This window comes from uncultured Faecalibaculum sp. (genome assembly GCF_910588395.1).
In the GTDB taxonomy this organism is placed as follows: Bacteria; Bacillota_I; Bacilli_A; order Erysipelotrichales; family Erysipelotrichaceae; genus Faecalibaculum.
Genome location: NZ_CAJUPA010000037.1, coordinates 1 through 20,580 on the forward strand (window position 1 = coordinate 1; position 20,580 = coordinate 20,580).

The following is a 20,580-nucleotide window of genomic DNA, read 5'->3' on the forward strand; positions in this document are numbered from 1 at the left end:
TTGGCTGTGGACCATATCTGAAGCCCAAAGCCTGATAATCATCCCAAGTGAGCAGGCACTCTGTCAAGAGCAGCCAACCGCCTCAGAACTCATATATCATAACTCATCCGCAAGAGATTGTCAACGACTTTTTTGAACTTTTTATTCACTCGATTTGCTGACTTGGTTGATAAGTTTAACTGACTCGCGGCTCACTTATAATACCACAGCCACAGGAGAATGCAACCACTTTTTGTTCTTTTTTGTGTTTTTATCTTTCGCCTTACCAGTAAGTGCAAATCGCGACAGATCGTGCAACTTTCCCGGCTTTCTCCTGAAGCCTCCGATCATTCAATACAGACCTCACACATTCGATACAGGCTCCCGCCAATCATCTGTTACAGCCCCCCTTCTCATACAGCCCCCTTCTCCCCTTTCCCTGTATCAGCCCCGGCCAGGACTGTCCGCAGGCAGTCCTCATCAAAACAAAAAAGCCGGAAAACCGGCTTCTGTACTGACAACTATTTCAGATCCAGGATCTGTACATCGTAGGGTACGGGAACTTTGTCAATGTGTACCGTATCCCCCGCTTTGTGATCCATGATTGCTTTGGCGACAGGGGATTCATTGGAAATCTTGTTTTCAAAGGGATCTGCTTCAATGGTACCTACAATGGTATAGGTATTGACGGTACCATCCGAGAGGTCTTTGAGTGTAACTTCGGAACCGATGTGAACAACGGCGTTCTTTCTGGTCTGGCTTTCGTCAATGATTTCAGCTTTCTTCAGCAGCGCTTCCAGTTCCCGGATCCGGGCTTCCACCTGTGCCTGGTGGTCTCTGGCGGCGTCGTAGTCGGCGTTCTCGGACAAGTCACCCTGGGCACGTGCTTCCTGCAGTTCGATGATGACTTCCTGGCGGACGACGTGGATCAGGTTGTCAAGTTCTCTTTGAAGGTCGTTGTAGCCTTCCTGGGTAACATAAAACTTTTCGTTGCTGGCCATGATTGATTCCTCCTTATTCTATGACTAGACCGAGTTCCTGCATGAGTTTCTCGTGTTCTTCAAAGGTAGCGGCATAGTACACCTTTCCGGGGTTTGACCTGACGTTGTGAATGTCGGCCACAAAGAACAGATAGCTGCTGGATTCAGGATTCAGCACAGCTTCAATGGCTTCCCGTCCGGGGTTCAGAATCGGCCCGGGGGGAAGACCTTCGTTCAGATATGTATTATACGGCGACTGGATGTCGTATTGTGTTTCACATGCAGTGGGATCGGTGAACTGTTCGTACAGTGCGTAGCAGACTGTGACGCTGGACTGCAGACGCATTCCCTGTGCCAGGCGGTTTTCAAACACCCCGGCAATTTTTGCCATATCGGAAGAAGAACCGGATTCGAACTGGACAATGCTGGCCAGTGTCAGAATCTCTTCCACGGTTTTGCCGGAGGCTTCGAACCGTGCTTTGTCTTCATTCCACACTTTGGCAAACTGATTCAGGAATGTACGGGTGATGTCGTCAATCGAACTGTCCGGAGAGAACTGGTAGGTTTCCGGAAACAGATAGCCTTCCAGTTTGACACGGAGGTCCGGATTGGCCAGTACGTCCGGATTCAGAAAGGGGTAATCCCTGGCCAGAGTCTCGATGTACTGCTGATCATTCCAGGCCTGCAGAAACTGCTCCTGGGTATAGGGGAATGTTTCAGCGAGTCTGGCGGCGATTTCCTTCGCCCACCACCCTTCCGGGATGGTGACGGATACCTGTCCGGCTTTGGCCTGTTCAGGGTCATTGAGCACGGAGAGCACTTTGTCAGCTGACATACCGGAATCAAAGCTGTATGTCCCTGCATACCAGGCGGGTTTGCCGGCGACTCTGGTGTACAGATCCAGCACCTTTGCATTTTTGATGATGCCATCTTTCTGCAGGGACTGAAAAACTGAGTTCAGAGACTGTCCCTCCTGAACAGTGATGTCCTTCTGCACCCCGGTTCCCGGGGGCTGAAGTTCCAGCCAGAACCAGCCAAGAGCAGCTGCGGCAGCTGCAACAAGGATCAGGACAATGAGCCTGCCCCAGTGTCTGCGTTTTCTGTGTGCAGAGCGCTTAGTCCGCATTCTCCTCGTCCTCTGCAAAGGTGTTGATGACTTCCTCTACCATCTCCCACTCTTCATCGCTTTCAATGGGCAGCAGATTGCCTTCTTCGTCATAGCGGGAAGCAAACACCTCGCCATCCACAGCACCATCCCGCTGGAAAACCACATACTGGGCTCCCATATCCTGGCTGTCGAAGGTGAACAGAATCGTCATCTTCTGCTCGTTTCCGTTTTCATCTGTTACATAAAGACAGTTAGAATCCAACATTCAGATCATTCCTTTCCGGCTGCAGTCTGCAGCCCTGTATGTTTCATTATGGCATACTTGCATCCCGGGCTCAATCAGCAGGCGGTGTCTGCGGACAGGTGCCAACGGCAGAAAACGGAGGTCAGAAGCCTCCGTTTTGGCGGTCGAGAAAGCTTTGCAGAATCTGAACTGCAGCCATCTGATCGATTACTTTTTTCCGTTTCTTCCGGGAAACATTCCCCTGGATCAGAATCCGTTCCGCACTGACAGTGGTCAGGCGTTCATCCCAGAGATGGACCGTGATGCCGTGTTCTTCCAGCATCTTCGCGAATTTCTGGGAAATCTGTCCCCGCACACCGATATCGCCGTTCATGTGCTTGGGCAGTCCGAGAACAACAGTTTTCACCTTTTGCTCCCCGAGGATTTTCAGCACTTCGTTCAGACACTGTTTGTAATTGTCCGCAGGAAAACGCACAGTGGTCAGGGATCTGGCAATCATGCCCAGGGGGTCACTGATGGCAATGCCGCAGGTCACGCTCCCCAGGTCCAGTCCGATCAGCCGTTCCACGGTTACTTCTCCAGATAGGCGCGGACCAGTTCCTCGATGATCTCGTACCTCTCGATGCGCTGAATCAGATTCCGCGCATTTTTGTGAGATGAAATGTAAGCCGGATCGTTGCTGATGAGATAACCGGCAATCTGGTTGACTGAGTTGTAGCCCCGCTCTTCCAGCGCCTCGCTGACTTCCCGAAGGACCGCCTTGATGTTTTCGCGCCGGATTTCTTCGGTGGTGAATGTCATTGTTTCAGTGATATCGCGCATGATGAGACCTCCTGACATATATTTTCATTTTATCGTCTGTTTTCGGGAAAATAAAGAGATTTACTGTTCCCAGGACAGACTCCTGTGCGATGTGCAGTCTCTGACCGCTGATGGTATCCGGAACCAGATTCCGGCAGAACACCGGAACCCGGCTGGCGGATACACACCGGTATTTGCAGAACCCTGCTTTATCTGACCATCTGACGGATGGCGTCAAAGGCTTCCTGCAGTTTTTCGGCATCCCTGCCGCCGGCCTGGGCAAGATCCGGTTTGCCGCCGCCTTTGCCTCCCGTGACTTCTGCGGCTTTTTTCACCAGCTGGCCGGCGTTGTTGCCGGCTTTGACTGCTGCCTCTCCGGCACCGGCTGCAAATACCAGTTTGCCGCCGGCTCTGGCTGCCAGGAAGATGACCATATCCGGATCCTTCTTCTTGAGCATGGCTGCCAGGTTTTTCATTTCCCGGCCATCCATGTCTTCCACTTCCCGGATCAGAACCGGACGTCCGGCAATGGTTTCCGCCTGCATCAGCCACTGGGCGCTTTTGAGCTGGAAGATCTGGTTTTTCAGATCATTCACTTCATTGTTCAGGTCATGGATCTGACCATAGGCCGCAGCGACTTTGTCATCGATTCCCTTCAGGGATTTCTGGCGGGCACTGGCGGCGATGTTGTTCAGCATTCTGTCTTCTGCAGCAAAATCCTCATAGGCAGCCAGACCGGTTCTGGCAGTGATCCGCCGGGCGTCAGATCCGATGGATTCCTCGCCGACAATTTTGAGAACCCCGATTTCACCGGTGTTGTTCACATGGCATCCGGCACAGAACTCCTTGGAGACATCGCCCATGGTGACCACCCGGACCTTGTCCCCGTACTTTTCGTTGAACAGAGCCGTGGCACCGGATGCTCTGGCTGTCTCGATGTCCATGATTTCCTTGGTAACGGGATAGCGTCCGTCAATATACTCGTTGACCAGACGTTCCACCTGAGCCAGCTGCTCCGGCGTTGGCTTTTCAAAATGAGAAAAGTCAAACCGCAGATAATCCGGTCCCACAAAGCTGCCAGCCTGGTGGATGTGATCTCCCAGAACCTGTTTCAGGGCAGACTGCATCAGGTGCGTGGCGGAGTGGTTGGCTGTGGTTTTCTGCCGGCGGACTTTGTCCACCTGCTGCATCAGCGCATCGCCGGTTTCCAGGATCCCGTCCTGAATCTTCACAGTCAGCACATGCTGGCCATTGCGGATTTTCGTCACATCCGTGACAGTTGCCTGCATTTCGTCATTGAACAGCCGGCCGGTATCTGCCACCTGACCGCCGCTGGTGGCATAGAAGCAGCACTTGTCCAGAACAGCCTGGCCTTCGTCATCCAGGGAATCCACCAGTTTTCCATCCTTGAACAGTCCTACAACTTCAGCCGGGCAGGTCAGCATATCGTAGCCGATGAACTCGCTGGGTGTTTCGAACTTCATCAAATCTTCATGCTGGGTGGCGAAGGATTCTTCCGTGTTTCTGGCATTCCTTGCCCGCTCTTTCTGCTGCTGCATGCAGGCATCGAACTCAGCCCGGTCCACAGCGAGCCCGTTTTCATCGGCGATTTCTGCGGTCAGCTCATAGGGGAAGCCGTAGGTATCGTACAGACGGAAAACGATGTCTCCGGGAAGGCGGCCGGTGCCCGCGGCTTCCTTCATGGCATCATCCAGCAGGCTCTGTCCGGTTTCCAGCGTTCTCCGGAACGACTGTTCTTCCTTCAGGATCCGGCGCTGTGTCTGCTCGGTGTGATCCAGCAGATAGGGATAGAAGTCCTCCATGACGGAATTGACCACTGGAACCAGCTTGTAGAGGAACGGCTCGTTCATGCCCAGTTTCAGACCGAACCGGGCTGCACGCCGCAGGACACGCCGCAGGACATACCCGCGTCCGGAATTGGAGAAGGAGGCGCCGTCGGCCAGGGCGAAGGTCAGCGTGCGGATGTGATCCGCAATGACCCGGTAGGCCATTTTGCTGTCCCCTTCATAGGGAACACCGGTGAGTTCTTCCGCTGCATGAATGATCGGCAGAAAGAGATCGGTGTCAAAGTTTGTCTCGCCGTTCTGAATCAGAGCCACCAGACGCTCCAGTCCCATGCCGGTATCAATGTTTTTCTGAGGCAGCTCCCGGTATTCCTTCCGGTCCAGTTCCGGATCGCAGTCAAACTGGGAGAACACCACGTTCCAGACTTCAATGTAGCGGTCATTTTCCAGTTCCTCGAAGAACAGCCGTTCCCCCAGGCCCTCCGGGTCGTATTCCGGACCCCGGTCAAAGAAAATCTCGCTGTCCGGGCCGCCGGGACCCTTGCCGATTTCCCAGAAGTTTTCATCGGTTTTGAGGATGTGAGAAGGATCCACACCGCATACCTCGGTCCAGATCCGGTAGGCGTCTTCGTCATCCGTATACACGGATACATACAGTTTTTCCTTGTCAATGCCCATCCAGTCTTCACTGGTCAGAAACTCCCAGGCAAAGGGAATCGCCTCTTCCTTGAAATAATCGCCGATGGAGAAGTTGCCGAGCATTTCAAAGAATGTGTGATGCCGGGCAGTCTTGCCGACGTTTTCGATGTCATTGGTCCGGATGCTTTTCTGTGCGTTGGCAATGCGGTTGCTGGCAGGTTTCTCGGATCCGTCAAAGTATTTTTTCAGGGCAGCCACGCCGGCATTGATCCACAGCAGGGTGGGATCGTTGTCGGGCACCAGCGAAGCGCCTGGTTCAATCATGTGGCCTTTGGATGCGAAATAATCCAGGAACATCTGGCGAACCTGATTTCCGGTAAGTTGTTTCATAATTTCCTCCATATCTGAAAAAGAGTGTCCGGCAGCATGCTGTGCCGCAAAGGGCAGATCCGGTAAGATGTCCGCAGGCATAAAAAAAAACGTCCTGTTTCCAGGAACGTCATAAACGCGGTACCATCCCGGTTCATTCCGGCTTTTTGCAGGAATGCACTCGAATGCCCATAACGCAGGCAGCGGACAGCTCCCAAGCAGCCTTCCGGAACCGGATTCCGGAGCTTTCACCAGCCGCTCCGTCTCTGCAGACACCTTTGTTCCGTACTCCTCTTTTTCATCGCTGTACACAGGGATGGTAACACGATGGCGGTCTCTTCGCAAGCCGGTGCAGAGCAGCCGCTGCAGCGGCAGGACATCAGCCGGCTTCGGGTACAGCCTCTGGCCTGTCCGGGTCCGGGACATACGTCTGCAGCCGCTGGCACAGGGTCGTCATCCTGGGGGTCCTGGTTTTCAGCCGGACTTTTTCCCGGAACAGCGCCGGATCTCCCAGCAGAACCAGTTCCTTTTTTGCACGGGAAATCGCAGTATACAGCAGTTTTTTGTTCAGCATCCGGCTGCTGCGGGCAGAGACGATGCAGTAGACCCGGTCATACTCCGATCCCTGCGCCTTGTGCACGGATACGCACCAGGCATGGGTAAGCTGATCTGTGAAGTCATGGGAAAAGTCCACTTCCTGCCCGCCAAAGTCCACTGTGATCACTCTGGACCGGGGATCGATCCGGGAAATCACGCCCATGTCTCCGTTGAACACATCATCCTCCGGCAGGTTTTTCAGCAGCATGACCTTGTCCTTTTCCCGGAACACAAACTGGCCTGATGCCAGTTCTTTCCGGTTTGCCGCAGGCGGGTTGAACACCTGCTGCAGTGCCTCGTTCACCGCTTCAATTCCGGCGGGGCCTTTGTACATGGGTGCCAGCACCTGAAACCGGTCCTGATCACTCTGGGGATCCATCTCTTCCACGATCCGGTTCAGGATCCCGGTTTCCGGCAAGTCCAGAAAGCGCACCCCGTCTTCCCAGGCGCAGGTCTGTTCATCCCGGATCTGGCGCGCCAGGGAAATGATGCCCGAGCCCTCTGCCTGGCGCCAGATGCGCTCCAGATGCACCACCGGGATCCGCCCGGAGGCAATCAGATCCTGGAACACTTTCCCGGGTCCCACACTCTCCAGCTGGTCTTCATCCCCGATCAGCAGCAGTCTGCAGTCCTGAGGCAGTGCCATCAGCAGGCTGGCAAACAGATGCGTGTCGATCATGGATGATTCGTCGATGATCAGAAACTGGCAGTCCAGAGGATCCAGCGGGCCTTTGACAAAGGAATTGTCCTCCAGATTCCATTTCAGCAGGGAATGAATGGTTCTGGCGCTGTTGTCGGACAGAGATGCGAGCCGCTTGGCTGCCCGGCCGGTGGGAGCAGCCAGCTGAATGGCCGCTTCGGGAAACAGGGAACGGACTATCTGGAGAATGCCCCGCACAACGGTGGTTTTCCCGGTTCCCGGACCGCCATTGAGAATCATCGCCGAACAGGAGAAAAACCGCCGGATGGCCTCTTTCTGCCGCTCATCATAGCTGATGCCCAGAGCGAATTCCGTTTCCCGGATCCGGGCCTCCAGACTTTCGGCATCCGGAGCCTCCACTTCATAAGTATGGTCCGCAATGGCCCGGGCAATGTCCTTTTCTTCCTGCGCCAGACCGAAGGGGTAGATCCGGGCATTCTCCACCTCCAGCGCCCCGGATTTGTTCAGCCGGTCCAGACTCGCTTCGAAAATCTCCGGCTCCAGTCCCTGCACGGTATCCCACATTCTCGCCATGGAAAGCCAGGTGCTGCCTGTTTGCATGGCCAGCTGCCCGGCGTTGTTGAACAGCAGTGCATCCAGCCGCCGCAGATCATCCCCGGCTATCTGAAGGGCGTCGGCAAGCTTGAGAGCCGACTTGTATCCGAATCCGTACACTTCATACAGCGGACGGAAGGGATCCTCCTCCAGGACCCGCAGCACATTGTCATAGTGTCCCTGCAGCAGCGAGACCTGTCTGGGAGACACGCCCCATTCCAGAAGCCGCAGGCAGGCAGCACTGTCACCGGAATACTCCCGGAGTCCCTGGATCACGACCTCCTGTTTTCCCTGACTGAGTCCCTGAACCTGGCGCAGAACGGCAGGATCCTCTTCAATCAGCTCCAGACAGTTCTCTCCCAGCGTATTGACGATCTGTTCCGCCGTGCGCCGGCCGATGCCGGGAAACCCCTTTCCGGACAGAAACCGGATCACAGCCTCCGATTCATCCGGCAGCTGCCGGCGGCTGACCAGGATCCGGAACTGCCGCCCGAACCGGGGATGCTGCACTTCCTGGCCGGTCAGTTCATACACCTGATCCTCCTCCGGATCCGGAATCCGTCCTGCACCGGTAAACGTCTGATGGTTGTCTTCATCCCGGAACAGAGCCACCACATAGGCATTGTCCCGGTTTTCGAAAATGATGTGATCCAGTCTGGCGGTTCTGGTTTCCTCAGCCACGGTCCTCTCCTTCATCCCCGGCTGCCGTCAGCTGCAGCGCGGACCGGATCCGGTCCTTCACAGATACACCATCCCGGAAGACTTCTTCAATGGTCCCGCCACCCAGGCATTTGTCTCCGTCATAGAACACCGCTTCCTGACCCTCTGTCACCGACCGGATACCCTGAGGATACCGGACAAGAGCCGTATCATCCTCCAGCTGCTCCAGAAAGACAGCCTGATCCGGCTGCCGGTAGCGGAACTTCGCTGTCAGCTTTTCCGGGATCTGAAACCCGTCGGGGATGATCCAGTTGATGTCCTTCACCAGGCAGGCATCGGACACCAGCCAGTCCTGCCGGCTTTCGTGACAGACATACAGTTCATTGCGGTATACATCCTTGCCAATGACAAACCAGGGACCTTTGTGGGCGGTGATGTTCAGACCCTTGCGCTGTCCCACGGTATAGTACAGAACCCCCTGATGTTCCCCCAGGATCCGGCCGGTGTCAATATCCACAATGGGCCCCGGCTTCATGGGCAGATAATTGGAGAGAAAGGCCCGGAAGTCCCGCTCACCGATGAAGCAGATGCCCGTGCTGTCTTTCTTGGAAGCCACGGATTCCAGATCCAGCTCTGCCGCCAGCCGGCGGACTTCCGGCTTGCGCAGCGAGCCGATGGGAAACAGCGTTTTCGCAATCCGGCTTTCGGGAACCTGGCACAGAAAATAGGTCTGATCCTTGTTCTGATCAGCGGCCCGGCTCAGCCAGGTGAAACCGGCGTCCTGCGTTACGGAGGCATAGTGACCGGTGGCCACGGCATCGAAGCCATGGGACATGGCGAAGTCAAAGAATGAATCAAATTTGATGTATTTGTTGCACAGAATATCCGGGTTGGGCGTGCGGCCCCGTTCATATTCCTTCAGGAACGTCTGAAACACATTGTCCCAGTATTCCTGGATGAAATCAGCCCGCAGCAGTTCCAGCCCCAGATGACGGGCTACAGCCAGTGCATCGCTGTAATCCTGCTCCTGGGGACAGATGTCATCGCCGATGGTCGGATTGCCTTCAATATCGGCATTGGTCAGCGAATCCCAGTTGCGCATGAAACAGCAGGTCACATCATGACCTTCCTGCATCAGTTTCCAGGCGGCAATCGCCGAATCCACGCCTCCCGAGAGTCCCACTAGCACTTTCATCACAATTCCTCCGATTCTTCTGGTCTGTTATCACTATATCAGCGCAGCCGGATGCCGGCGGCGAAGATTCTTCCGATGGTAAAAAAAGAGCCTCCAGGCACTGTACCTGAAGACTTGTTTTCATATGGTGGAGCGTAGGGGGTTCGAACCCCTGACCTCTACGCTGCCAGCGTAGCGCTCTCCCAGCTGAGCTAACACCCCATATCTGGTGCCCAGAACCGGACTCGAACCGGTACGGCATTGCTGCCGGCAGATTTTGAGTCTGCTGCGTCTACCAATTTCGCCATCCGGGCGGTGCTCATTTATACTACCAGAGATACCGGGAGACGTCAACGGTATTTTTCAGAGGCGAATACAGACAGATGGGGGGAGAGAACAGTCACTTCAGAAAACAGATGGCTGGCGGATGACCATGCCGGTGATCTGCAGGCTTTGCAGATCTCCGTTTCAGGGTGTGCACCCGTCAGATGATGTAGGGCTTTCGTTCCAGGAACTCCTGCTGCTTGGCTTTGTTCACCTGCGAAAAAGGCCGGTAATACCCGGATACCCGGATCCAGACTTCTGCCGGCTGATGGCAGACCGGACACAGGCTGTGGCTGCCCGGCTGATATCCATGTTCCGGACACACAGACCAGACAGGTGTGAATGCAAAGACCGGAATGGAGGTTCGGGACTGCAGCCGGTGTTCCAGCATCTTCAGTTCCTCGCCGGAGGCCGGCCGGCTGAAGGGAATGCTCAGAAAGGATCCGCCCGAAAAATACGGCTGAAGCTGCTCCTGGATCCGGACTGTCCCGTACAGATCATCTGTGGCGTTTACTGCCAGCTGGCAGGAATTTGTATAATACGGCGCATCCGGCGTGCCCGCTGTCCGGATACCGGCACAGTTCTTCACATCCAGCTGCGCCAGCCGCTGTGCCACGCCCTCTGCAGGCGTTGCCATAAGCACAAAGTGCTCCCGGCCATCCGTGAATGCTCTCAGATGCGTTAGAACCCGCTGCGCGAACGCCTGTCCTTCTCCGGATGTCAGATCACCGGAGATGAAAGAAGCGTTCAGACAGGCTTCATTCATGCCGATCACGCCAATGGAACAGTATCCCTGCTGCAGATCGTCCAGATATCCCCGGGTACAGGGATACAGGCCATTGTCGAAAAACTGTCTGACCACCTGACGGCGGGTATCCAGGATCCGGGCGGCCAGCTCGCAAAGCTCATCCAGCCGGGCAAAAAACGCCGGCTCATCCGGACTGTCCCAGGCAAGGTGCGGAAGGTTGAGGGTGACCGCACCCAGACTCGTTTTTCCTCCTTCCCAGGAGAAGAATCCTTCCATGGGAGACTGGTTTCTCGCAAAAACCGGATTCCCGTATTTTGCAGCAGCGGAAAAAATTTCCGGATCCTGGGGCAGAGTGTCACTGATGCGGATCACGGGAATCGGGAACGGGAATCCGCGTCCCTGCACATCTCCCTCCTGCAGCACGCTGAAGAACGCCTTCCGGATCATCTCCATCTCCCGGCTGCAGTCGCCGTAGCGAAGGCCGGTTTCCCTGTCTGCCACCAGATTCTTCCACTCTTCAGGGACAGTCATGTCAAAAACCACATTGGAAAACGCAGGCTGAGTTCCCCAGCGGCTGGGGGTGTTGACCCCGAAAATGAACGTCTCCATGGCGCTTTTGACTTCATCCATGGACAGATCGTCCTTTTTGACAAAAGGCGCCAGGCAGGTGTCAAAGTGGCTGAGAGACTGGGCACCGGACCATTCATTCTGCATGATGGTCACAAAATTCACCAGCTGGGCGCACAGTGCGTTGAGATGCCGGGCAGGTCTGGCAGCGATCTGCCCTTCCACATACAGGCCCTTTTCAATCAGCCGGCGGATATCCCATCCGGCACTGCCTCCTGCCAGCATATCCAGGTCATGGATGTGCAGCCAGCCTTCCCGGTGTGCCTTGACCGCCTGTTCATCAAAAATCGAAGCCAGCCAGTAGTGCTGCGTCACTTCTCCTGAATTGGACAGAATCAGTCCCCCCAGGGAGTACACCGCATCCGTTTCCCGGTTCCCGGCTGCCTCCGGCTGATCCAGATAAGCCTTGGTCAGCTGCGCATAGCGGCTGGAGCTGTCCTGCAGCGCCCGGACATGTTCCCGCTGTTTGCGGTACAGAATGTATGCCTTGGCAGCGTCGGCGTAGCCGGCCATCGACAGAATCCGTTCGGCGCTGTCCTGAATCTGCTCCACGCTGATGCGCCCGTTGTCCATGGCGAGAGAAAAATCCGCGCTGACCCGGAGGGCCAGAAGCTGCAGGATGCTGTCATCCGGTACAGGTCCGAGGCTGGCAAAGGACTTCCGGATGGCTGTCACGATTTTTTCCATATCAAAGGGAACTTCCGTCCCATCCCGTTTCACCACCAGCCAGTTCATCGTTCAAGCCTCTCTTTCCACTTTGCAAACGCCGGTTCCTCCATGGGCTTCAGCCCGGGATCAATGCCGGCAGCGCTTTTTTCGTGATTGCGGACAACGACATGCGGGGCGTCTTTTATCAGACTTTCCAGAGCCTGCAGATCTGTCTTGTCAAAACCGCCATCGTTCAGTTCCACCACCGCGTCCCAGTCAATACCTGCCTGCTTCAGCATCTGGATGCTTTCCAGCAGCGGTCCCATATGAAATGTCTTCAGTCCCGCACTGGCAGCGTAATGGGCGGGATCGTTCAGAATCTGCAGGCTGACTTCCTGCACAAGACTCTCCTGCAGACACTGTTCCAGCTGACGGGGAAAGGTCCCGTTTGTCTGCAGACGGACCGGAACCTGCATCCTGCGAAGATGGCGCAGAAAGGAAATCAATCCCTCCTGCAGGAAGGGCTCCCCGCCCCGGATCACGACGCCGTCAATGAACGTCTTCCGGTGGGCAATCTGATCCAGGATGTCTTCCGTCTGCAGGATGCGGGCATCTTCCTCCAGAATCACCCGGGATCTGTCAGCGCAGCCGGGACACCGGAAATTGCAGCCGGCTGCATGCAGCACCAGCGAGAGTTTTCCCGGCCAGTCATTGACTGACAGAAGATCCATCCGGTAGAACAGCAGCGGTGCATTCTCTGTGCGGGAGGCTTCAATGGCGTTGTTCACCAGTGATCTGGTCTGTGAGAGAAACTGCCCGGCCTGTTCATCGGGAATCGCAGCCATGAGATGGTTCCACCAGTCTCTGCGGATGCCGTAGATCCTGGCAATGACCATTTTGGAGCGGTCTGTGGTGTACAGGTGCCTGAGGCGCTTGTCGGTTCTGGAAGGCACCGTTTCGATGTACCCCAGAGACTCCAGTTTCTGGACGTTTTTGGTCACGGTTCCCTTGTCATACTGGCCCTGGGCAACAATCTGATTGGCGGTGATGCCCTCTGATTCGTAAATCATGAGCAGCACCGGCAGCTGTGCGTAGGTCAGGTCAAAAGGCTGCAGCTGACGGTCGTAATATTTCTGTGTGGCTCTGGAGAGGATATTCAGGTCCAGAAGCAGATCTGTGTGCAGTTCCATCAGATATATTGTACCGGTTTTTGGCACTGACGGCACATTCCGCCTGCTGTTCCACATGCTTTCCCGCTTCATCAGCTGTCCGGCTGCAAAAAAAACCTGCGAAGCAGCATTCTGTCCGCAGGTCTGTATCTGTGTCCCGAGCCAGGATCACATGGGTTTCGCATTTACATTTTCGTCGCGGACCACCACATCGTGAGCGCCGCCTTCGACAATGCTTGTACCGGATACCAGGGTCACCTTGGCGTTTTCCATCAGTTCCGGAATGGTCAGACAGCCGCAGTTGCACATGGTGTGACGGACTTTGGACAGTGTCAGACCCACATTTTCCCGCAGGCTGCCGGCATAGGGAACATAGGAGTCCACGCCTTCCACAAAGGACATCTTGCCTTCGCCTCCGACGTCATACCGCTGCCAGTTGCGGGCCCGGGCGCTTCCCTCACCCCAGTACTCTTTCATGTAGTTGCCGTTGACGGTGACCAGGTTGTTGGGTGCTTCATCAAACCGGGCGAAATAGCGTCCCAGCATGACGAAATCCGCTCCGAACGCCAGTGCCAGCGTGATGTGATAATCATGCACGATGCCGCCATCCGAGCAGACAGGAATATAGATGCCTGTTTCCCGGAAGTATTCATCACGGGCTTTGGCAACTTCCAGGGTGGCTGTGGCCTGTCCACGACCGATGCCTTTCTGCTCCCGGGTGATGCAGATGGAACCGCCGCCGATTCCCACTTTGACAAAATCCGCACCGGCTTCGGCAAGGAAGCGGAATCCGTCCGCATCCACCACATTGCCGGCACCCACTTTCACCGTGTCGCCATAGTGTTCCCGGACCCATTTGAGGGTATCCGCCTGCCAGCAGGAATAGCCTTCGGAGGAATCAATGACCAGCACATCCGCACCGGCTTCCACCAGAGCCGGGATCCTTTCGGCATAATCCCGGGTGTTGATGCCGGCCCCGACCACGTAGCGTTTATCCGCATCCAGGAGCTCATTGGCGTATTCCTTGTGGCTGTCATAGTCTTTACGGAACACGAAGGAAACCAGTCTCTGGTCATCGTCCACGATAGGCAGCTGATTCAGTTTGTGATCCCAGATGATGTCGTTGGCTTCCGAGAGCGTGATGCCGTCTTTGCCCACGATCAGTTTTTCATAGGGTGTCATCACATCCCGGACCAGCGTAGCCGGATCGATCCGGGACTCCCGGTAGTCACGGCTTGTGAGGATGCCCACCAGGATGCCGTTGCGTTCGCCATTGTCAGTGACAGCCATGGTGGAATGACCGGTCTGGTTCCGGAGCCGGATCACATCCGCAATCGTGGAATTCGGGGAAATGTTAGAATCACTGTCCACGAAACCGGCCTTGGTGCTCTTGACCTGACGGACCATAGCCGCCTGCCGTTCAATGGGCTGGGATCCGTAAATGAAAGCCACGCCGCCTTCTCGGGCCAGGGCGCAGGCCAGTTCCGGACCGGAAACCGCCTGCATGACAGCGCTGACCAGAGGGATCTTCATGGTGACTGCGGGCTTTTCGCCCTTTGCAAACTTCACCAGCGGGGTGGACAGATCCACATTGTCCGGTGTGCAGTCCGGCCCGGTATATCCGGGAACGAGAAGATATTCGCTGAAGGTGCGGGACGGTTCCTTAAAGAATTTTGCCATGGTTCCTCCTTGTTGTTCCAACTTATGTTACTGATTATCATAAAAGTCCGCCGGCAGTCAGTCAAGAGCGCCGGCGGTTTCATTATAGCTCAGGATTCCCGGGTGGATTATCCTCAGGATTCCAGCTGGCAGACCAGCACGGAATAAGGCGCAATGACCAGATTGCTGGTGTATTCCTGATTCGAGTCTCCGTTGTCAAACAGCACATGGCCCAGTTCATGAATGCCGTACTGGAACCAGGATCCGGTGGGGTTCAGAAAACAGATCAGGCGGTCTCCGTCTTTGTCTGTGCGGTATACCAGACACTGCCCGTTGATGGTTTCAAACCGGACGTGGTCGGCAATTTCCCCGGAGGTCCGCAGCCGGAGAGAACGGTGATTCTTTCTGATTTCAATCAGCTTTTTCGTATCCCGCAGAATGCTGCTGTGACGGTCCCGGCGGTGATAGTCCATCTGGTTGATGTTGTCACCCCGGTTGTAGGTATTGCCGATACCTTCCTTCGACCGCCCGAACTCCTGGCCGGCGTGCAGGAAAGGCACACCCTGAGACAGCAGCACCACCGCATTGGCAAACACCTGACGCTTGTCCCGCAGTTCGCTTCCTTCCCCGTGACAGGCGGCTTTGTTTTTGTCCCACAGTGTGTGGTTGTCATGACATTCCACATAGTTGATGGCTTTCTGCGGAGAATCATACCGGTATTCACCGCAGGAAGCTGCCATGACATTCATCACATCTCCCAGCGCAGCGGTATTGCCGCTGGCAAATCCCGTCTGTGCCAGATCACCGTTGGAACCCCGGACAATATCCCGGAACCGGTCCGAGAAATGTCCCACATTGGGCATTTTTCCCTGGTTTTCCTGAGATGCCCGGATTTCCGGCGGGACAAAGCTGGGCATGTTCCAGCCTTCTCCGTAAATCATGAAGCCGGGTTTGATCTTCCGGCATTCCTCTGCGATCTCATTCATCAGATTCACGTCCAGGATCCCCATCAGATCGAACCGGAATCCGTCCACATCATACAGCTGCACGATTTTCCGGCAGGTTTCCACGAAATACCGCCGGCTCATCACAGGCTGTGTGTCAATGTCATTGCCGCAGAAAGAACCATTGGAAAACTCCCCGTTCTGATTCATCAGAAAATAATAATAGGGAACCAGTCGTTCCAGGGAGAACTCATCCTTGCTGTAGACATGATTGAACACCAGATCCAGATTCACCCGGAGTCCGGCCGCATGCAGATCATGGACCAGATTCGCGAATTCCTGGACCCGTTCCGCACCCTTGTCCGGATTCAGGGAATAGGAGCCCTCCAGGGTGCGGAAGTGCATGGGATCATATCCCCAGTTGTAATACAGACCGGGGTGCGCTTCGTCCACGCTGCCAAAATCAAACACCGGCAGCAGCTGCACGTGCGTGACACCCAGAGATTTCAGATAGGAAAAGCCTGTCCGCTTGGCATGGGTGACAGCACTCTCTTCCGTAAATCCCCGGAATGTGGAGGGATGCTGCACACCGATGTTGTTGGCGCTGGTCATATCCCGGACACTGGCCTCGTAAATGATCGCATCCGTGTTGCTTTCCAGCGGCGGCATCCAGATTTTTTCCGGCAGATTCAGCGATGCCGGATCCACCACAATGGAGCACTTTCCGTTCATGCCCCCGAAAAACGAATAGGGATCCACAGTCTCCAGCCATTTTCCGCCGTTGCGGACCATGAAGGTGTACCTGGCTTCATTCCAGTCGCCGGGGACTGTGACTTCAAAAATCCCGGATTCCTTTCTCTGCAGCTCCTGACTCACAGTCCGGGTGCCCTGTTTGAGCGTCACAATGATCCGGTGAGCCGTGGGAGCCCAGAGCCGGAAGGTCACAGCTTCCGGTGTATAGACAGCACCCAGAGGTCCGTCATATTCATAGTCCCGGGCAAAGCGGGATGTTTTGGTGATATGGGAATACACAGCCGGGGTTTTTTGGCAGTGTTCATCATAGACATAGTATTCTTCCCCGACCTCAATGGGCTGCAGCGGACGCAGCACGGAATGGACATACCCGTTGGGCAGTTCCGAGCGGGTGACCAGCTCCATCTCGATGATTCTGTCTCTGGAATCCTTCAGATGATAAAACCGGCTTTTCCCGCCGAAGAAGTTATTGGATTTATATACGTTCACTTTGTCGTAATCGTCAAAATACGCTTCAAATGGTTCACGCATTCGCATGGATCGTTTCCTCCCCGCAGACACAACAATGATAACACGTCATAACCTTCCGGCGAAACCAGTCTCCTGTTCCTGTCTAATAATTACAATTTATGGCACGATACTTGAGAATGACGTCGCATTCAGCATCCGTTTCTTCATCCTGCAGCCGTTCCGTCAATCCCTGCCGGCTCAACAGCCGGTCCTGACCGGCACTGTGTCCGGATCCGCCCTGTTGTATACTGAAACAGTCACAGTCCGCCTGCATCCCCGTCTGCGATCATGCACACTGCACAGCGGCGGCCGCTGCCGGACACAGAAGAAAGGAAATTCAGATCATGAGAATCGAAGAAGATGTACTTGGCACCATTGAAGTGCCGGATGGCTGCTGGTGGAAATCCCAGACCCAGCGTTCCCTGGAAAACTTTCCGGTGGGAGAAGAGAAGATGCCGGAACCGCTGATTCAGGCCTTTTCCCTGCTCAAACTCTGCTGCGCCCGAGCCAACCTCCGCTTCGGCGTCATCACCTCCTTTCAGGAAGCCGCCATCGAAGAGGTATGCCGCCGGATCCTGAATCAGGAACTCCGGGATCAGTTTCCTCTGTCCGTATGGCAGACCGGGTCAGGCACTCAGACCAACATGAACCTGAACGAAGTCATCACCACCCTGGGCAATCTGCACGCAGGCAGGGACATTCTTCATCCCAATGACGTGGTCAATGCCTCTCAAAGCAGCAACGACACCTTCCCTTCGGCTCTGCACATCATGGCCGTACTGGAAGTCACAGGAAAGCTGCTTCCGGCGCTGGATGCCATGATTGACTGTCTCCGGGATCTGGAAAAGAAAAACGCCGGAATCATCAAAATCGGCCGGACTCACCTGCAGGATGCCACCCCGCTGTACCTGTCCGGTGAAATCTCCGGCTGGCGCAGCATGATCGAACACGCCCGCCGGCAGATTCTGGACACCCTGCCCTATCTCCGGGAACTGGCAATCGGGGCCACAGCTGTGGGATCCGGCATCAACTGCCCGGCGGGATTTGATCAGGTCTTCTGTGATATCCTGAACCGGGAAACCGGAGAATCCTTCCGTCCCGACCCAAACAAGTACCATGCCCTGACCTCAAAAGATGCAGCCGTGTTTCTCTCCGGAGCTCTGAAGTCTCTGGCTGCCAATATGATGAAAATCGCCAATGACATCCGCTGGCTGGCCTCCGGTCCCCGCTGCGGCATCGGTGAACTGATCATCCCCGCCAATGAACCCGGTTCCTCCATCATGCCCGGAAAAGTCAATCCCACCCAGTGCGAATCCGTGACCATGACCGCCGTTCAGGTCATGGGCAATGACGCAGCCATTGGCATGGCCGCCAGCCAGGGAAATTTCGAGCTGAATGTGTTCATGCCGCTGATTGCCTACAACCTCTGGCAGTCCATCCGGCTGCTGGCTGATTCCGCGGATTCCTTTACAAAACGCTGTCTGAAAGGACTGGAAGCCAACACGCCGGTGATCGAAGCCAATCTGGAAAACAGTCTGATGCTGGTCACCTGCCTGAATCCGGTCATTGGATACAAAAAAGCAGCCCGGGCAGCCCGGACCGCGCATGAACAGGGGATTTCCCTGAAGGAAGCCATTCTGGTATTGGGATATCTGACAGAAGAAGAATTCGACAGACACGTGCAGCCGGAAAAAATGGTCAGACCGCTGTGATCCGTCACAGTCCGCAGACTGCAGCGACCCGGTGATCACGCACTGATCAGATCAGCGGACTGAACAGTTTCAGCACATCCCGATAAAACCGCACCGGCCATTTTACAGACCGGCATTCCGCCAGTGTGACCTCATGAGAGACTTCGAACATGGATTCGAAGTCTTTTCTGATATCCTGCAGACAGCCGGTTTTCCTCATCCAGACCCCGCATTCGTAATTCAGATAATAAGAACGGTTGTCCATGTTCACCGTCCCCACCAGAGCGTTTTCATCATCACTCAGGAACACTTTTCCGTGAATGAACCCCGGGGTATACTCATATACCCGTACCCCGGCTTCGATCAGCGGCTGATAGTTGGACTTGGTCACCTGATAGACCATTTTCTTGTCGGGAATACCCGGCACAAGAATCCGCACATCCACACCATTGGCTGCCGCGAGCTTCAGCGTGGCAGTCATCTCCGCATCAATCACCAGATACGGTGTGGAAATCCACAGATACTCATTCGCCATATTGATCATGTTCATGTGCATGTTCTTGCCGGTGTCATTCTCATCTGTCGGCGCATCAAAGAACGGAATCAGAAACCCTGTCCCGGCAGTCTCCGGAAAATCAGCCCCCGGCCGGACATAGCTGGAATAGCTGGTATTCCGGTTTGCCTGATAGTTCCAGATCTGCAGAAAGGAAATGGTGAACTGTTCCACTGCCTTGCCGCTGACCTGGATCCCCATATCCTTCCAGTACCCGAACCGCTTTTTCATGTTCACATACTCATCTGCGATGTTGATTCCGCCGGTAAACGCCGTAACGCCATCCACCACAATGATCTTCCGGTGATCCCGGTTGTTCATCTGCATCGCCAGCTGCGGCTTCAGCGGATTGAAGACATGAGTTTTGATTCCCTGGGACTCCAGCCACTGATCATAATCCGGCTGCATATGCGTAAACGCCCCGAAATCATCGTAAATAAACCGGACATCCACCCCGGCTTTGGCTTTTTCGATCATGACCTTCAGAATTGCATCCCACATCCGGCCGTTGTCCAGAATGAAAGTCTCCACAAATATGAACTTCTCCGCTCTGGACATCGCTTCGATGATCGCCTGACACTGCTCCTGTCCCGTAGGAAAATACCGCAGACTGCAGTGTTCATACACCGGAAAATAGCCATTGGCCCAGGCCATGGACACCATCTTGTCCAGGATGGGATCCTCCCCCGTCGCCTGCAGCGTTTTCATATTCTGATGCGCATACTGTTTGTAATCTGCATACGCCTGCCTGTCTTTGATCATCAGCGCCTTGGGAATTTTCTTGGCGCCAAACAGCAGATACAGAATACCGCCAAACACCGGCAGCGCCAGAATGACGAATATCCAGAGAAGCCGGGAGCTGGAATCCTGATCCTTTCCGGCTATGACAATGGCGATCACTGTGGAAAGCAGAACCATCAGGTAATAAATCAGGATGAACTGACTGGAGAAATAAAACAGAAATATCAGCAGGATCAGTACCTGCAGAATCAGTCCGGAGACTACATAAAAAGCTTTTGATTTGAGAAAATGTACAATGTTTTTCACAGTTCCTCCTTTCCGCTTAACTGAATTGTTTTGGTTTCCTTCAAAGCGCATATTGTTTATTTTACCGGGTTTTACCCCTCTTTGACAAATATCTTCTGTCACTGCTCTGCCGATGGGCCTGCGGCCCTGGCCGGGGCCCGGGATCGGATGACTGTGCTGTCTGCATGTACTCTGAAAACAAAAAAAACCGATACCCTTTCGGATACCGGCTTTCTCAGTGGCCATGTGTTATTTTTGCCTTTCGGCTATCGTCACCGTGAGAGAGCTTGACTTCTGTGTTCGGGATGAGTACAGGT

General features: G+C 54.9%; 14 protein-coding genes and 2 tRNA genes. 1 reads left to right on the plus strand and 15 read right to left on the minus strand.

The genetic code is table 11. The features are described 5' to 3' along the window. Window positions 1-500: 500 nt before the first annotated feature. From greA to pulA, 14 genes are all read right to left on the minus strand, one after another. Window positions 501-980 (minus strand): transcription elongation factor GreA, encoded by a 480-nt coding sequence (gene greA, locus QZ305_RS09660; protein WP_294731605.1) that lies wholly within the window; start codon window positions 978-980, stop codon window positions 501-503. 13 nt (window positions 981-993) lie between these two features. Beyond that, window positions 994-2,085: an endolytic transglycosylase MltG gene (gene mltG, locus QZ305_RS09665; RefSeq protein ID WP_294731606.1), complete on the minus strand. Its 1,092-nt coding sequence runs from the start codon at window positions 2,083-2,085 to the stop codon at window positions 994-996. Then, the gene (locus QZ305_RS09670) at window positions 2,075-2,332 is read right to left on the minus strand and encodes a DUF1292 domain-containing protein (protein WP_294731608.1); all 258 of its coding nucleotides are present in this window, start codon (window positions 2,330-2,332) and stop codon (window positions 2,075-2,077) included. The genes mltG and QZ305_RS09670 overlap by 11 nt, the downstream gene beginning before the upstream one ends. 121 nt (window positions 2,333-2,453) lie before the next feature. Continuing rightward, entirely contained in the window at window positions 2,454-2,879 is a 426-nt protein-coding gene (gene ruvX / locus QZ305_RS09675; RefSeq protein WP_294731610.1) for a Holliday junction resolvase RuvX, read from the minus strand. Window positions 2,880-2,881: 2 nt separating this feature from the next. Next, complete coding sequence (locus QZ305_RS09680) at window positions 2,882-3,133, minus strand: IreB family regulatory phosphoprotein (protein ID WP_294731612.1); 252 nt, start codon at window positions 3,131-3,133, stop codon at window positions 2,882-2,884. A 188-nt stretch (window positions 3,134-3,321) separates the two neighbouring features. Continuing rightward, window positions 3,322-5,946 (minus strand): alanine--tRNA ligase, encoded by a 2,625-nt coding sequence (gene alaS, locus QZ305_RS09685; protein ID WP_294731613.1) that lies wholly within the window; start codon window positions 5,944-5,946, stop codon window positions 3,322-3,324. A 358-nt stretch (window positions 5,947-6,304) separates the two neighbouring features. Then, window positions 6,305-8,458 (minus strand): ATP-dependent RecD-like DNA helicase, encoded by a 2,154-nt coding sequence (locus QZ305_RS09690; RefSeq protein WP_294731615.1) that lies wholly within the window; start codon window positions 8,456-8,458, stop codon window positions 6,305-6,307. Then, on the minus strand, window positions 8,451-9,632 hold the full coding sequence (mnmA, locus tag QZ305_RS09695) for a tRNA 2-thiouridine(34) synthase MnmA (protein ID WP_294731616.1): 1,182 nt from the start codon (window positions 9,630-9,632) through the stop codon (window positions 8,451-8,453). The genes QZ305_RS09690 and mnmA overlap by 8 nt, the downstream gene beginning before the upstream one ends. Before the next feature lie 125 nt (window positions 9,633-9,757). Next, window positions 9,758-9,833 (minus strand) — tRNA-Ala (locus QZ305_RS09700). Between the two features lie 5 nt (window positions 9,834-9,838). Continuing rightward, window positions 9,839-9,925: transfer RNA gene (locus tag QZ305_RS09705), tRNA-Leu, on the minus strand. Between the two features lie 170 nt (window positions 9,926-10,095). Then, window positions 10,096-12,045, minus strand: a complete 1,950-nt coding sequence (gene nrdD / locus QZ305_RS09710; RefSeq protein WP_294731618.1) for an anaerobic ribonucleoside-triphosphate reductase — start codon at window positions 12,043-12,045, stop codon at window positions 10,096-10,098. Further along, complete coding sequence (locus tag QZ305_RS09715; protein WP_294731619.1) at window positions 12,042-13,148, minus strand: MarR family transcriptional regulator; 1,107 nt, start codon at window positions 13,146-13,148, stop codon at window positions 12,042-12,044. Before QZ305_RS09715 ends, nrdD begins: the two co-directional genes overlap by 4 nt. A gap of 147 nt (window positions 13,149-13,295) precedes the next feature. Beyond that, on the minus strand, window positions 13,296-14,807 hold the full coding sequence (locus tag QZ305_RS09720) for an IMP dehydrogenase (RefSeq protein ID WP_294731620.1): 1,512 nt from the start codon (window positions 14,805-14,807) through the stop codon (window positions 13,296-13,298). Between the two features lie 113 nt (window positions 14,808-14,920). Next, window positions 14,921-17,014 (minus strand): type I pullulanase, encoded by a 2,094-nt coding sequence (gene pulA / locus QZ305_RS09725; protein ID WP_294731621.1) that lies wholly within the window; start codon window positions 17,012-17,014, stop codon window positions 14,921-14,923. A 323-nt stretch (window positions 17,015-17,337) separates the two neighbouring features. Here pulA and QZ305_RS09730 point away from each other — a divergent pair, with 323 nt between their 5' ends. After that, window positions 17,338-18,705 (plus strand): lyase family protein, encoded by a 1,368-nt coding sequence (locus tag QZ305_RS09730; protein ID WP_294731622.1) that lies wholly within the window; start codon window positions 17,338-17,340, stop codon window positions 18,703-18,705. Window positions 18,706-18,751: 46 nt separating this feature from the next. Here QZ305_RS09730 and cls read toward each other — a convergent pair whose 3' ends face one another. Further along, window positions 18,752-20,284: a cardiolipin synthase gene (gene cls, locus QZ305_RS09735; protein ID WP_294731623.1), complete on the minus strand. Its 1,533-nt coding sequence runs from the start codon at window positions 20,282-20,284 to the stop codon at window positions 18,752-18,754. Between the last annotated feature and the right edge of the window lie 296 nt (window positions 20,285-20,580).